The following is a 12,275-nucleotide window of genomic DNA, read 5'->3' as shown; positions in this document are numbered from 1 at the left end:
TGTCGGCCACCATGACCGCCCGGGTGGTTCCACGTGGAACCGGCGCCGGACGGGACCAGGCGCAGAATGACCGGGACGACGACGTCCGAGGAGGCCTGCGTGAACGACTTCGACCTGGTGCTGCCCACCGCGGTGGACGTGCGGGAGGTCGGCATGCGCGACGGCCTGCAACTGGAGGACCCGGTCCCGCTGGCCGGCAAGCTCGCGATGCTCGAGGCACTGGTGGCCACCGGCGTCCGGCGGATCGAGGTGACCTCGTTCGTCTCGCCGAGGGCCGTGCCGGCGCTCGCCGACGCCGACCAGGTCGCCGCCGAGCTGCACCGGTTCGGCGGGGTGCACTTCTCCGCCCTGGTCGCCAACACCCGAGGCGCGGTGCGGGCCATCGACGCCGGCATCGCGCACCTGGAGTACGTGGTCTCCGCCTCCGACTCGCACAGCCGGGCCAACGCCGGGCGTCCCACCGCGGCCGCGGTCGCCGCGGTCGGCGAGATCGCGGAGCTGGCACACGGCGCGGGCGGCTCGCTGGAGGTCATCGTCGCGACCGCCTGGGACTGCCCGTTCGAGGGCCGCACCCCCGTCGTCCGCACCGTGGACGTCACCCGGGCCGCGGTGACCGCCGGCGCCGACGCGCTGTGCCTCGGCGACACGATCGGGACGACGACGCCGGTGCGCGTGCTCCGGCTGTTCGACGCGGTCCGCCGCGCCTGCCCCGGCACGCCCCTGGGCGCCCACTTCCACGACACCCGCGGCACCGGGCAGGCCAACGCGCTGGCCGCCGTGCAGGCCGGGGTGACCGAGCTGGACGCCTCGGTCGGCGGTCTCGGCGGCTGCCCGTTCGCCCCCGGCGCCAGCGGCAACATCGCCACCGAGGAGCTCGTCTACTGGCTGGCCGACGCGGAGGTCGCGACCGGCATCGACCTGGATGCGCTGCTGGGCGCGGCGGCGGTCACCGAGCGGGCCGTCGGCCACCCGCTGCCCAGCTCGCTGTACCGGGCCGGGGGGCCTAACGTGCCCCGCGGTGCCGTCGTCCCGGCCTGAGGGCGGCCGCGGCCGGTCCGGCCGGTCCGTGATGGGATCGGGGTCGTGACGGCAGACGAGGCGCACGTCCCCCCTCCCGTGGTGGACCCGGAGGTCATGCGCAGCGTGCTGGGCAACTTCGTCTCCGGGGTGACCGTGGTGACCGCGACGGGGCCGGCCGGGCCGATCGGCTTCACCTGCCAGTCGTTCAGCTCGCTGTCCCTGGACCCTCCCCTGGTCGCGTTCGCTCCGGCGCGCAGCTCCCGGACCTGGCCGCAGCTGCGGGACGCCGGGCGCTTCTGCGTCAACGTCCTGGCCGAGGAGCAGAGCGACCTCTCCGCGCAGTTCGCCCGCTCCGGCACCGACAAGTTCGCCGGCGTCGCGTGGGCGCCGAGCCCGCACGGCTCCCCCATGCTCGACGGGGTGGTCGCCTGGATCGACAGCGAGCTGTGGGCCGAGTACGACGGGGGTGACCACACCATCGTGGTGGCCCGGGTGCTGGACCTCGGCGCGGACGCCCGGCGCACCCCGCTGCTGTTCCACCGCGGCAACTACGGCCTGCAGTCGGCCCTGCTGGAGGGCGACCCCCTGGCCTGAACGGCGGGTGTCTAGCAGAACCGTACGGCGAGCACGGCGACGTCGTCCCGGCGGTCCGGGGCCGGGCCGACGGCGTACAGGCACAGCTCGGCCGGGGACGCGTCGGCCGGCGCCGCGGCCAGCCGGTCGACGAGCTCGGCGATCCCGGCGTCGAGGTCCAGGCCGGGCCGCTCGATCAGCCCGTCGGTGAAGGCCACGAGCGTCGACCCGGGGACGACGTCCACCGTCGTCGAGGCCCGGTGCGCGGTCTCGTCGACGCCCAGCAACATCCCGGTGATCCCGTCGAGCAGCCGGACCGTTCCGTCCGGTGAGCGCAGGGCCAGCGGCGGGTGGCCGGCGTTGGCCAGGGTCAGCCGCCACGGGTCGCCTTCGGCCACCGGTCGGACGGCCCGCGCGTAGGCCATCGTCGCCAGCGGGGCCACGTGGAGGCCCTGCACCAGCCGGTCCACCCGGCCGAGCAGCTCGCCGGGGTCGGCGTCCCCGGCGTCCCAGACCACGGCGCGCAGCAGGCCGCGCAGGTGACCCATGGCGGCGGCCGCGGCCACGTCGTGGCCGACGACGTCGCCGATCGCGATGCCCACCGACCCGTCGGGCAGCTGCAGCAGGTCGTAGAAGTCGCCCCCGACGTCCGCGGCGCTGGACGCGCTGACGTAGTGCCCGGCGACGCTGAGACCGGGGATCTCCGGCAGCACCGGCAGCAGCGACCGCTGCAGCGTCTCGGCGACGGAGTGCTCCTGCTGGTACAGCCGCACGTTGTCCATCGCCAGGGCCGCCCGCCGGGAGAGGTCGCGGGCCAGGTCGACGTCCTCGGGCCCGAACCGCCGGTCCGCGCTGCTGGCGATCAGCGACATCACCCCGAGCGTCCGCCGCCGCGCGACCAGCGGCACGACGATCGCCGACGTCCCGCCGAGCCGGTGGAAGAGGCGGCGGGTCTCGGGTGTCACGAGCACCCGGTCCACCCACTCGGGTGTGATCTCCTCGACCAGCACCGGCTCGCCGGTGGCCAGGGTGCGCCGGCTCGGTGACTCCGGCGGCAGGTTGGTCGCGTGCAGCGCGGCCAGCTCGGTCAGCTCGACCTCGAACCCGTCCCGGTGGCGGGCGGCGGTGTGCAGGACGCCGCCGTGGTCGTCCACGAGGAGCAGGAACACCCAGTCGGCGAGCAGGGGCACGCACAGCGACGCCAGCCGGTGGATGAGGTCGTCGGGGTCCAGGGTGGCGATGAGGGTGCCGGTCGCCTCCGCCATCAGCGCGAGCCGGCTCTGCGCCCGCTCGGCGGCCACCCGGGCCCGGTCAGCGGCGGCGTGCGCGGCCTCGGCCTCCCGGCGGGCCGCCCGCTCCGCGGCGAACGCCGTCGCCCGGTCGTCCTCGACGCGCACCCGCTCGGTGACGTCGGTCTGCACGCCGACGAAACCGACCAGCTCCCCCGCGCCGTCGAACACCGGCGTGACCGACAGGTGGTTCCAGAACGCCGTGCCGTCCTTGCGGTAGTTGAGCAGCGTGGTGGTGACCGGCTGCCGGGCCTGCAGCGACTCGCGCAGCTGCGCCACGGTCTCCTGGACGGTCGCCGGCCCCTGCAGGAAGCGGCAGTTCCGCCCGACGCTCTCCTCGTAGGAGTAGCCGGTCATCCGGCTGAAGGACGGGTTGACCCAGACCAGCGGGTCGTCGGGCTGCCGGGGGTCGGTGATCGTGAAGGCGATGTCGGTGGCCACGACCGCGCGCTCGCGCAGCGCCTGGAGCTGCGCCTCGGGGTCGGCGAGCGCGTCGCCCTCCTCCAGCTGGAGGAAGACCACCAGCGCCAGCTGCTGCTCGCTGGTGGTGTCGGACAGCGGGAAGCCGGTGACCCACAACAGCCGGTCGGCGTCGTCCGCCGCCGCCGTCGCGCGGGCGCCGTCGGAGCTGCGCCGGGCGGACAGGCGCACGACCTCGCCCGTCACCGGGCGCCCCTGGCCCAGGTGGGACAGCGGGTTGCCGGTGCTGGCGAGCGGGGCGCCGGTCAGGTCGGTGAGCCCGGCCGCCGCTCCCCAGGTGTCGACCGGCACGGGCAGCCCGACGTTGCCCGCCAGCTCGATCGCCGCCGTGTTGGCGTAGGTGACGGTGCCCGAGGACCAGTCGATGACCAGGACGGCGACCGGCACGTCGGCGAGCACCGCGGGCAGCGCGGCCTGCGCTGCGCGCTGCGTGCTGGTCGCCGAGACGGCCGCCTCGGCCGCCCCGACGATCGACGCCTGCTGGTCGCTGTCCTCCGCGGTCACGGGTGCGCCGACCGCGGCCACCATCGCGGCGGCCCCCAGTGGCACCGTGGTGGTGCCGGAGGCCGCCGAGGTCCCGAGATCCTGCCGCACGCCAGGACATTAGCGAGGCACTCGGTTGCCCACCACCGACAGGGTGACGCCCGGGTTCCGGCCGGGCGACCCGGGGTAGGCCGGGAACGCCCGGCCGGTGCCACTCGTCGTGCTGGGCGGCGGAGACGGGAGCACGGGCTCCCGGGAGAGGACGTGCCATGGGACTCCTGGACAGGCTGTTCGGTCGCGGTGAGCGTCGTTCCCCGTACGGCCCCGGACACGGCGGCCAGTACGCGCAGCAGTACCCCCAGCAGGGGTACGGGCAGCAGTACCCGGAGCAGGGGTACGGACGGCAGCCGGCCCGCTCGGCGGACGAGCAGGCGATCGAGCGCTACCGCTACCTGCTGCGCACCGCTCCCCCGGACCAGGTCGAGGCGGCGCACGCCGAGGCCTTCGCCAAGCTCACCCCCGATCAGCGCCGGCAGGTCCTCGAGCAGCTCTCCTCGGCGGTCCCGCCGGGTGAGCGCCCCCGCGGCGACGACCCGCAGACCCTGGCGCGCGCCGCGACCCGGGCCGAGTTCCGCCAGCCGGGCTTCCTGGAGCGCACCTTCAGCGGCCCGGGGTACGGCGGCGGTCACGGCCAGGGCGGCGGCTACGGCCCCGGTGGCTACGGCCGGGGCGGCTACGGCATGGGCGGCGGCATGGGGATGGGCAGCATGATCGGCGGCAGCCTGCTCGGCACGGTCGCCGGTGTCGTTGTCGGCACCGCTGTGGCCGACGCGCTGTTCGACACCGGCCTCGGGGACGGCGGCCTGTTCGGCGGCGGCGACGAGGAGGCCTACGCCGAGGGCTACCAGGACGGCGCCGGGGACGGCGGCGACGGCGGCGGTTACGACGACGGCGGGGGCGACTTCGGCGGCGGGGACTTCGGCGGTGGGGACTTCGGCGGCGAGTTCTGACCCGCCCCGCTAATCCCCGGCCCCGCTGATCCCCGGCCCCGGGGGTCAGCGGGGCCGGTCGGCCTCCGCCTGGTGGCGCAGCCACAGCAGCCCGAGCACCGGCAGCCCGAGCGGGATGAAGACGTACCCCTGGCCGTAGTTCGACCAGACCGTCTCGTCCGGGAAGGCGGCCGGGTCGAGCAGCGAGAGCGTGCCGACGACGAGGACGCCGACCAGCTCCACCGTGCAGGCGACCAGCGCAGTACGCCGCCCGCTGCGGGACAACGCCACGGTCGCCACCAGGTACACCGCGGCGGCCAGCGCGGACAGCAGGTAGGCCAGCGGGGCCTCGTCGAACTGCGTGGCCAGCTGCACCGCGGCCCGCGCGCCCGCGGCCAGCGCGAACACCCCGTACACGGCCACCAGCACGCGGCCCGGGCCGCGGGAGGTGTCCACCGTCCCGCCCGCCGGCTCGGCGGCCGGACCGCCCAGCGCGCCGGCCGGCTCCTGGCCCGGTCGCTCAGCCACGGGTCACCGCCCACAGGTCCAGCAGCCGCCACAGCATGACGGTGACGGCGAGCGCGGCGACCCCGAGCACCGTCCCCGCCCACCGGGTCGGCTCGCTGCGCGCCCACAGCAGCCCGGCCACCGGGAGCAGCACCACGCTGACCAGGTAGGACAGGAAGGTGGCCAGCTCGGCCGGCCGATGGCCGCCGGCCATGCCCACCACGACGACGGCGGCCTGGACGAGCAGCAGCGCCTCGAGCAGCGCCGCCCCGGCCACGTGCGCGGCGCCGATGCGCCGGCGCAGGCCGGTGCTCACCCCGCCCAGCGCGGCGAGGACGAGGGCGACGACGGTCGCCGCCACCACCAGGGGGGTGCTCACCGGAGGCGGCAGGAGGAACGGGAGTGCACCCGCCCATCCTGCCTGCCGGGGGTGGGGCGGCTCAGCGGTGGACGGTGGACATGTCGGGGTAGCGGTCCCCGGCGGCGGCGCCGGAAGGGACCGCCTCGTCCAGGGCACGCAGGTCCTCGGCGGTCAGCTCGACGTCCGCGGCCGCGGCGTTCTCCTCCAGGTACCGCACCCGCTTGGTCCCCGGGATGGGCACGATCGTCGGGCCACCGTCCGCGCCGGACCTGGCCATCACCCAGGCCAGCGCCAGCTGCGTGGCGGTGACGCCCTTGGCCTCGGCGAGCGCACGCACCCGGTCGACCAACTCCAGGTTGCGCACGAGGGCCTCGCCCTGGAAGCGCGGGTTGTGCCGCCGGAAGTCGTCGGGGGCCAGGTCGTCGACGCTGCGGATCCGCCCGGACAGGAATCCGCGGCCGATCGGCGAGTAGGCGACGAACCCGATCCCGAGCTCGGCGCAGGTCGCCAGCACGCCGTCGTCCTCGGGGTCGCGGCTCCACAGCGAGTACTCGGTCTGCACGGCGGTCACCGGCTGGACGGCGTCCGCCCGGCGGATCGTCTCCGGCGCCGCCTCGGAGATGCCGGCGTGCCGGATCTTGCCGGCCTCGACCAGCTCCCGGAGCGCGCCCCAGGTGTCCTCGATCGGCACCGCGGTGTCGACCCGGTGCTGGTAGTAGAGGTCGATGACGTCGACGCCGAGCCGCTGCAGCGAGGCGTCGCAGGCCCGGTGGACGTACTCGGGTCGACCGTTGATGCCACGGAAGGACCCGTCCTCGCCGCGCTCGTTGCCGAACTTGGTGGCGAGCACGACCTCGTCCCGGCGGCCGGCGAGGGCCTGGCCGACCAGCCGCTCGTTGGTGAACGGGCCGTACATGTCGGCGGTGTCGAGGAACGTGACGCCCAGGTCGAGCGCCCGCTGGACGGTGCGCTCGGCCTCCGCCTGGTCGCCGGTGCCGTAGAACTCGCTCATCCCCATGCAGCCCAGGCCCTGGGCGGAGACGGTCAGGTCGCGGAGTGTGCGGGTCTGCATGGCCTGCCCGTGCCCCCGACCGGCGGCGCGCAACCGGATCGCGGCCGGAACCGCGCCGGCGCGGGCGGTGGGCCGGATCACACGCCCGCCTCCTGGGCAACGTCTCCAACGCGGACGCCGGCCACCTGCCCCTCGCGGTCCCGCTGGTCGCGCTGGCCGGTGGGTGTCTGTGGCTGGACGCCCGGCGGCTCGACGTCCTCGCCCTCGGCCGTGAGGCGGCGGTGAACCTCGGACTCGACCACCGTCGCGAGACGATGAAGGTCCTGCTGCTGGTCTCGGTGCTCATGGCCGTCTCCACCGCACTGGTCGGCCCGCTGACCTTCCTCGGCTTCCTCGTGGCGATGCTCTCCTACCAGCTCGCCGACACCCACGACCACCGGTACGTCTTCCCGGTCGCCTGGCTGACCGGGTTCGTGGTGCTCTCCGGCGCCTACTTCGTCCTCCGCCACCTGTTCTACGCGGAGGGATCGGTCGGGATCATCATCGAGGTCGGCGGGGGCGGGTTCTTCCTGATCCACATCCTCCGAAAGGGACGCCTGTGATCACAGCCACCGGGGTGGTCAAGAAGTACAGCGACGAGGTCGCGATCGGACCGCTCGACCTCACCATCCCCGTCGGTGGGATCACCGCCCTCGTCGGTCCCAACGGGGCCGGGAAGTCCACGCTCCTCACCATGATCGGGCGGCTGCTCGGGATGGACGAAGGGACGATCGAGGTCGCCGGCTACGACGTCGCGCGCACCGACTCCAAGGACCTCGCGAAGATCGTCTCGATCCTCCGCCAGGAGAACCACTTCGTCACGCGCCTCACCGTGCGCCAGCTCGTGGGCTTCGGCCGGTTCCCCTACTCCAGGGGCCGGCTCACCACGGCGGACGAGGAGCTCATCAGCCGGGCGATCGACTTCCTGGACCTCCGGGACCTCGAGGACCGCTACCTCGACCAGCTCTCCGGGGGACAGCGCCAGCGGGCCTACGTCGCGATGGTCCCCGCCCAGGACACGGCCTACGTCCTCCTCGACGAGCCGCTGAACAACCTGGACATGCGGCACTCGGTGCAGATGATGCAGCACCTCGCCCGGGCCGCGACCGAGCTGGGCAGGACCATCGTGATCGTCCTGCACGACATCAACTTCGCCGGGCACTACGCGGACCGGATCTGCGCCCTGAAGGACGGTCAGGTCGTGGCGGTCGGCACGTCGGACGAGATGATGACGGACGACGTCCTCACCAGGGTCTTCGACTCCGAGGTCGAGGTCGTGGACGGACCACGCGGCCGCCTCGCCGTCTACTACTGACCGGCACCTCGTTCCACGTGGAACCGCCGGCGCTGAGGCGGGGTCCGGCGGAGGGCGGTGGACGAGCCACCCGGGCGCCGGGTTGCGTAGGGTCGGCGACGGAATGCCAGCCGAGCGCGGGGAGCAACGAGTGGCAGCCGAGAGCCCCGTCGTGGTAGTGGCCAACCGGCTGCCGGTCGACCAGGTCACCGACCCCGACGGGACGACGCGGTGGCAGCGCAGCCCGGGCGGGCTGGTCACCGCGCTCGAGCCGTTCGTGGCCGGCCAGGGCGGGGCGTGGGTCGGCTGGTCCGGCTCGGCCGGTGAGGCCCCCGCGCCCTTCGACTCCGGCGGCATGCACCTGGTCCCCGTCCCGCTGTCCGAGGACGAGGTCGACCGCTACTACGAGGGGTTCTCTAACGCCTCGCTGTGGCCGCTGTACCACGACGTCGTCGAGAAGCCCGAGTACCACCGGGCCTGGTGGGACTCCTACGTGCAGGTCAACCGACGGTTCGCCGAGCGGGCCGCCGAGGTGGCCGGCGAGGGCGCGATCGTCTGGGTGCACGACTACCAGCTGCAGCTGGTGCCGGCGCTGCTCCGCCAGCGCCGTCCCGACCTCACCATCGGGTTCTTCCTGCACATCCCCTTCCCGCCCTTCGAGCTGTTCACCCAGCTCCCGTGGCGCTCGGCGATCGTGGAGGGCCTGCTCGGCGCCGACCTCATCGGATTCCAGCTGCCCACCGCGGCCAGCAACTTCGTCACCCTGGCCCGCCGCCTGCACGACCTGCCGACCAAGGGCAACACCATCTCCTACGAGGGCCGCACGGTGGTGGCCAAGGCCTTCCCGATCTCCATCGACGTGCGGTCCTTCGACGAGCTGGCCAGCTCCCCGGAGGTCCTCGCCCGGGCGAAGGAGATCCGGGCCGAGCTGGGCAGCCCGGAGAAGATCGTGCTCGGCGTCGACCGGCTGGACTACACCAAGGGGATCGCCGTCCGGCTGGCGGCGTTCCAGGAGCTGCTGGAGGACGGCGCGATCGAGGCGCCGAAGACGACCTTCGTGCAGGTGGCCACGCCCAGCCGGGAGCGGGTCGAGCACTACGTGACGATGCGGGAGACCATCGAGCAGCAGGTCGGGCACATCAACGGGCTGTACGGCTCGATCGCCGGGTCCGCCGTCCGCTATTTCAACCAGTCGATGCCCCGCGAGGAGCTCGCCGCCATGTACCGGGCGGCCGACGTCATGCTCGTGACGCCCTACCGGGACGGGATGAACCTGGTCGCCAAGGAGTACGTCGCCGCGCGCGGGGACCTGGGCGGGGTGCTGGTGCTCAGTGAGTTCGCCGGTGCCGCGGCGGAGCTCAAGCAGGCGCTGCTGGTCAACCCGCACGACATCGCCGGGGTGAAGAACCAGCTCCTCCGGGCCCTCCGGATGGACCCGGCCGAGGCGACCAAGCGGATGCGCGCGATGCGGCGGCACGTGGCCCGGCACGACCTGGACCACTGGGCCAACTCCTTCTTCGACTCGCTGCGGGCTCAGGCCTGATGACCCTGGACCCCGGGCTCACCCGCGCCCTGGACGACCTGGCGACCCGGCGTCCGCTGCTGCTGGCCAGCGACTACGACGGCGTCCTCGCCCGGCTGGTCGACGACCCGGCGGCCGCCGTCCCCGAGTCCGGCGTTCCCGAGCTGCTCGCCCGGCTGGCCGTGGTCGACGGCGTCACCGTGGCGGTGGTCAGCGGGCGGGGCGTCGCCGACCTGCAGCAGACCAGCGGCTTCACCGGGCCCTTCCGGTGGATCGGCAGCCACGGGGCGGAGTTCGACGGGCCGCTGACCGGCGAGCTGCAGGCCGCCCGCGACGAGCTCGTCGCGGTCCTGTCCCCGCTGGTCGACGCGGTGCCCGGCGCCCGGCTGGAGGTCAAGCCGGCCGCCGTCGCCGTGCACGTCCGCACCGTCGCCGACCCGGCCGCCGGCCGGGCGCTGCTGGAACGCGCCGCCGCCGCCGGCGGGCCGCACCACACGGCCAAGCCGGGGAAGGACGTCCTCGAGCTCGCCGTCACCGACGCCGACAAGGGGACGGCGCTCACCCGGCTCGCCCGCGAGCTCGGCGCCCGCGGCGTGCTGTACCTCGGCGACGACGTGACCGACGAGGACGCGTTCCGCGCGCTGGACGCCGACGGGCTGGGCGTCAAGGTCGGCGCGGGGCCGACGGACGCCGCGCACCGGGTGCCCGACCTCGCCGGCGTCCGCGCGGTGCTCGAGCGTCTGGTGGCCGCGCTCGCCGGCTGAGCCTGTCGACACGGCTCCGAAGCGCCTTCCCGGGCGCCCCGCCGGGCTTTCGCGGGCAGGGGCCGCGGGCCGGCTGTAGTGGTGCGCGGGCGTGCCGATGAACCCGGTGCTGCGCTGGGGCAGGCACCCGTAGGGGAGCCAGCGGCTCGACGTCGAACGCGCGCCGGCAGCACCTGCCACCTCTACCCGCCCGACCTCCAGGAGCCTCCCATGGCCGACCGTCCGCGCGCCGCCCTCTCCCCCGACGACCGCGGTCCCGGAGGGAAGGCCTCCTGGTGGGGCGACCGCCGGGTGAGCACGAAGATCGTCACGGCGGTCGGCCTGGCCGGCGTGGTCGCCGCGGGCATCGGGGTGTCGAGCCTCACCGCGCTGAGCAGCTCCGCCGAGGCGACCCAGGACCTGTACTCGGGCAGCATCGCCAGGATCAGCGCGGCCGCCGACATCGTCGTCGTCGTCGCCGAGGCCCGGAAGCAGATCCGGGACGTCGCCCTGACCACGGACCCGGTCCAGGCCCAGCAGCTGCTCGACGGCATGTCCCAGCTCCAGGAGCCGTTCCACGAGTCCATGGACGCCTACCTCGCGGCGGACCCGGACGCCGAGGAGCGGGAACTGGTGGACCAGGCCGCGACGACGTTCGACCAGTACGTGACGGTGGCGCAGACGGTGGTGGGTCCGCTCGCGGTGGCGAAGCAGCACCCGGCCTTCATGGAGGCCAACGCGGCCCAGGCCTCGCCGCTGGCGCAGGAGGTGGAGGACCTGCTCCACCAGGTCGCCGACCTGGAGGACGCGGACGCGAGCGCGGCCGCCGCGGCCGCGCAGGACCGGTACCGGTCGCAGCTGACCCTCTCGCTCACCGTGCTGATCGCCGGCCTCGCCGTCGCGCTGGGCGTCGGCGTGCTCGTCGCGCGGGGCATCGCCCGTGGTCTGGGACGGGTCCGGGCGGTCACCGACGCGCTGGCCGAGGGCGACCTGACCCGGTCCAGCGGGCTGCGCACCCGCGACGAGCTGGGCCTGATGGGCGCCTCGCTGGACACCGCCGTGCACAACCTGCGCGGTCTGATGACCACCGTCGCCGGCTCCGCGGACGCGGTGGCGGCGAGCTCGGAGGAGTTGTCGGCGTCGTCGGCGCAGATCTCGGCGTCGGCGGAGGAGACCTCCGCGCAGTCCGGGGTGGTGACGTCGGCGGCGGAGGAGGTGTCCCGGAACGTGGGCACGGTGGCGGCGGGTGCGGAGCAGATGGGCGCCTCGATCCGGGAGATCAGCCAGAACGCGAACGAGGCGGCGCGGGTGGCGGCGCAGGCGGTGGCCGAGGCGCAGGCGACGACGGAGACGATCACCAAGCTGGGGATGTCCTCGCAGGAGATCGGCAACGTGGTGAAGGTGATCACCAGCATCGCCGAGCAGACCAACCTGCTGGCGCTCAACGCCACCATCGAGGCGGCCCGCGCCGGTGAGGCGGGCAAGGGTTTCGCGGTGGTCGCGAACGAGGTGAAGGAGCTGGCCCAGGAGACGGCGAAGGCGACCGAGGACATCGCCCGGCGGGTGGAGGCGATCCAGGGGGATGCGGGGAGCGTGGCGGCGGCGATCACCGGGATCAGCGAGACGATCTCCTCGATCAACGACTTCCAGCTGACCATCGCCTCGGCGGTGGAGGAGCAGACCGCGACGACGAACGAGATGTCCCGGTCGGTGCAGGAGGCCGCCGGCGGGTCGACCGAGATCGCCCGCACCATCACCGGCGTCTCCGGCGCGGCGAGCTCCACGACGCAGGCGCTGGGGCAGACCCGGGCCGCGGTGGACGAGCTGTCGAAGATGGCCTCGGACCTGCGCACCACGGTGGGCCGCTTCAGCTACTAGAAGGACCCCCTTGCCCCCCGCCACTCGCAGGCTCGCGGCGGGACCCTGCAAGGGGGCCACCTGCCCCCGCCACTCGCAGGCTCGC

At 74.3% G+C, this 12,275-nt stretch carries 12 protein-coding genes; 8 read left to right on the top strand and 4 right to left on the bottom strand.

The features are described 5' to 3' along the window. The first annotated feature begins 99 nt into the window (after window positions 1–99). Both HK417_RS11720 and HK417_RS11715 read left to right on the top strand, forming a co-directional pair. Window positions 100–1,038: a hydroxymethylglutaryl-CoA lyase gene (locus HK417_RS11720; RefSeq protein ID WP_222266587.1), complete on the top strand. Its 939-nt coding sequence runs from the start codon at window positions 100–102 to the stop codon at window positions 1,036–1,038. A 45-nt stretch (window positions 1,039–1,083) separates the two neighbouring features. Beyond that, window positions 1,084–1,614 carry a flavin reductase family protein gene (locus tag HK417_RS11715; protein ID WP_308123528.1) on the top strand — a complete coding sequence of 177 codons (531 nt, stop codon included), beginning with the start codon at window positions 1,084–1,086 and terminating at the stop codon, window positions 1,612–1,614. Between the two features lie 11 nt (window positions 1,615–1,625). Here HK417_RS11715 and HK417_RS11710 read toward each other — a convergent pair whose 3' ends face one another. Continuing rightward, window positions 1,626–3,956, bottom strand: a complete 2,331-nt coding sequence (locus HK417_RS11710) for a SpoIIE family protein phosphatase (protein ID WP_308123527.1) — start codon at window positions 3,954–3,956, stop codon at window positions 1,626–1,628. 158 nt (window positions 3,957–4,114) lie between these two features. Here HK417_RS11710 and HK417_RS11705 point away from each other — a divergent pair, with 158 nt between their 5' ends. Then, entirely contained in the window at window positions 4,115–4,855 is a 741-nt protein-coding gene (locus tag HK417_RS11705) for a hypothetical protein (RefSeq protein ID WP_222266585.1), read from the top strand. 45 nt (window positions 4,856–4,900) lie between these two features. Here HK417_RS11705 and HK417_RS11700 read toward each other — a convergent pair whose 3' ends face one another. The 3 genes from HK417_RS11700 to HK417_RS11690 form a co-directional block, all read right to left on the bottom strand. Beyond that, window positions 4,901–5,362, bottom strand: coding sequence for a hypothetical protein (locus HK417_RS11700; protein ID WP_308123526.1), 462 nt, complete (start codon window positions 5,360–5,362; stop codon window positions 4,901–4,903). Further along, on the bottom strand, window positions 5,355–5,720 hold the full coding sequence (locus HK417_RS11695) for a hypothetical protein (RefSeq protein ID WP_222266583.1): 366 nt from the start codon (window positions 5,718–5,720) through the stop codon (window positions 5,355–5,357). The genes HK417_RS11700 and HK417_RS11695 overlap by 8 nt, the downstream gene beginning before the upstream one ends. A 61-nt stretch (window positions 5,721–5,781) precedes the next feature. Continuing rightward, window positions 5,782–6,774: an aldo/keto reductase gene (locus tag HK417_RS11690; protein ID WP_222266581.1), complete on the bottom strand. Its 993-nt coding sequence runs from the start codon at window positions 6,772–6,774 to the stop codon at window positions 5,782–5,784. Between HK417_RS11690 and HK417_RS11685 the strand changes: the two genes are divergently transcribed. The 5 genes from HK417_RS11685 to HK417_RS11665 all read left to right on the top strand — a co-directional run bounded on the left by HK417_RS11685 (window position 6,759) and on the right by HK417_RS11665 (window position 12,190). Continuing rightward, the gene (locus HK417_RS11685) at window positions 6,759–7,316 is read left to right on the top strand and encodes an iron chelate uptake ABC transporter family permease subunit (RefSeq protein WP_222266579.1); all 558 of its coding nucleotides are present in this window, start codon (window positions 6,759–6,761) and stop codon (window positions 7,314–7,316) included. The two genes, HK417_RS11690 and HK417_RS11685, sit on opposite strands and share 16 nt — an antisense overlap. After that, window positions 7,313–8,068, top strand: a complete 756-nt coding sequence (locus HK417_RS11680; protein ID WP_222266577.1) for an iron ABC transporter ATP-binding protein — start codon at window positions 7,313–7,315, stop codon at window positions 8,066–8,068. Before HK417_RS11685 ends, HK417_RS11680 begins: the two co-directional genes overlap by 4 nt. Before the next feature lie 130 nt (window positions 8,069–8,198). Next, window positions 8,199–9,590, top strand: a complete 1,392-nt coding sequence (locus HK417_RS11675; RefSeq protein WP_308123525.1) for an alpha,alpha-trehalose-phosphate synthase (UDP-forming) — start codon at window positions 8,199–8,201, stop codon at window positions 9,588–9,590. Then, window positions 9,590–10,333 (top strand): trehalose-phosphatase, encoded by a 744-nt coding sequence (otsB, locus tag HK417_RS11670; protein ID WP_222266573.1) that lies wholly within the window; start codon window positions 9,590–9,592, stop codon window positions 10,331–10,333. The genes HK417_RS11675 and otsB overlap by 1 nt, the downstream gene beginning before the upstream one ends. Before the next feature lie 210 nt (window positions 10,334–10,543). Then, window positions 10,544–12,190 (top strand): methyl-accepting chemotaxis protein, encoded by a 1,647-nt coding sequence (locus HK417_RS11665; RefSeq protein ID WP_222266571.1) that lies wholly within the window; start codon window positions 10,544–10,546, stop codon window positions 12,188–12,190. Window positions 12,191–12,275 lie beyond the last annotated feature (85 nt).

This window comes from Modestobacter marinus (assembly GCF_019799945.1).
In the GTDB taxonomy this organism is placed as follows: domain Bacteria; phylum Actinomycetota; class Actinomycetes; order Mycobacteriales; family Geodermatophilaceae; genus Modestobacter; species Modestobacter marinus_B.
The sequence above is the reverse complement of the archived record's forward strand: the minus strand, read 5'-3'. Positions and strand labels throughout refer to the sequence as shown.

What these genes read in the sequence shown, in the direction of transcription:
- HK417_RS11705 (WP_222266585.1), top strand. Translation starts at nt 4,115, where the DNA reads ATGGGACTCCTGGACAGGCTGTTCGGTCGCGGTGAGCGTCGTTCCCCG.
- HK417_RS11690 (WP_222266581.1), bottom strand. Translation starts at nt 6,774, where the DNA reads ATGCAGACCCGCACACTCCGCGACCTGACCGTCTCCGCCCAGGGCCTG.
- otsB (WP_222266573.1), top strand. Translation starts at nt 9,590, where the DNA reads ATGACCCTGGACCCCGGGCTCACCCGCGCCCTGGACGACCTGGCGACC.
- HK417_RS11665 (WP_222266571.1), top strand. Translation starts at nt 10,544, where the DNA reads ATGGCCGACCGTCCGCGCGCCGCCCTCTCCCCCGACGACCGCGGTCCC.